Below are 936 nucleotides of genomic sequence, written 5' to 3'. Positions count from 1 at the left end.
GCATTGTGTCCTTCAATAATGATTGTTTCATATGATGGCACACCTAAGAATGTCATAATTGTTCTTAAATAACGGTCACCCATTTCAAAATCAGCAGCAGGTCCTTCAGTATAATATCCACCACGTGATTGAATGTGTAATACTTTTTTGTCAGTTAGTAAACCTTGTGGTCCTTCAGCAGAATATTTAAAAGTTTTACCTGCAATTGAAATAGCATCAATATATGCTTTAACTACAGGTGGGAAAGAAAGGTTCCACATAGGCGTTACAAATACATATTTATCTGCACTTAAAAATTCTTCTAAAATGTCACTCAATCTTGAAACTTTCATTTGTTCATCATCAGTTAACGTTTCGCCATTACTCATTTTTCCCCAACCAGTTAATACATCTTTGTCAATAACTGGAATATAAGTTTCAAATAAATCAATATGTTTCACTTCATCATCAGGATGTTGTTGTTGATATGTTTCGATAAATGCTTTACCAGCCGCCATAGAATTTGATACCAGTTCATTAAAAGGGTGTGCTGTAATATATAATACTTTTGCCATTTGAAAATTCTCCTCTGTTTCTGTTATTTTCTTAAGTATAATTATTATACTCGATATAAAATTTAATATCAATCAAAATATTCAAATTACCATCATTTTCTTCATCTATATTTGGCAGTACTACTAAAGTATGAGTGCATTTAATTATGAAATAGTTGATTTAGAATATATACTTAATACCCAAAATATATGAAGGATGGATGCCACTATGACAAAGCGACCAAAACGTATTTTGGCAACAATTATCATTTTTCTTTCACTATTATTTACGATTATTTATATAGATGACATTCAAAAATGGTTTAACCAATATACCGATAAATTGACACAAAATCATAAAGGACAAGGACACTCAAAATGGGAAGACTTTTTTAGAGGGAGT

At 30.4% G+C, this 936-nt stretch carries 1 protein-coding gene and 1 pseudogene; one reads left to right on the top strand and one right to left on the bottom strand.

From position 1 onward, the window contains the following. On the bottom strand, positions 1-554 hold a 554-nt coding region (locus IDG60_RS16265; protein ID WP_156976273.1), incomplete at its 3' end, for an FMN-dependent NADH-azoreductase. A 208-nt stretch (positions 555-762) separates the two neighbouring features. Between IDG60_RS16265 and IDG60_RS16260 the strand changes: the two are divergent. Further along, a pseudogene (locus tag IDG60_RS16260) lies at positions 763-936 on the top strand (M23 family metallopeptidase); the annotation flags it as partial.

The sequence above is a fragment of the Staphylococcus sp. EG-SA-2 genome (genome assembly GCF_017152085.1).
The sequence above is the reverse complement of the archived record's forward strand: the minus strand, read 5'-3'. Positions and strand labels throughout refer to the sequence as shown.